Source organism: Psychrobacter sp. UBA2514, from assembly GCF_002341255.1.
GTDB lineage: Bacteria > Pseudomonadota > Gammaproteobacteria > Pseudomonadales > Moraxellaceae > Psychrobacter > Psychrobacter pacificensis.
Map to the genome: position 1 here is coordinate 6,829 of NZ_DDNS01000046.1, position 258 is coordinate 7,086.

The following is a 258-nucleotide window of genomic DNA, read 5'->3' on the forward strand; positions in this document are numbered from 1 at the left end:
GGACTGAGGAGCAGAGTTGTTTTCAATATCGTTAGAGGTGTCTTGAGGAGTCATAAAATAGTCTTTTATTGTGTTTATTTATAATAAATGGAGATAGCAAAGACGCTGATAAAAACGGCGCAATTACGTTTTGCAACGCAGCAAGCATACAAAAAAACATCGTATATGCTGCGCGCTTGCTACTATCAATGCATAAAACATCAAAAATAATAAGGTAGGTTGAATCGCTCTGAATGGTTAGGGCTATTTTCAACACGC

At 37.2% G+C, this 258-nt stretch carries 1 protein-coding gene; it reads right to left on the minus strand.

Features of this window, described 5'->3' with window-relative positions:
• Window positions 1-31: 31 nt before the first annotated feature.
• The coding region (locus B3V51_RS11245) for a hypothetical protein (protein ID WP_286708437.1) at window positions 32-258 on the minus strand (227 nt) is incomplete at its 5' end.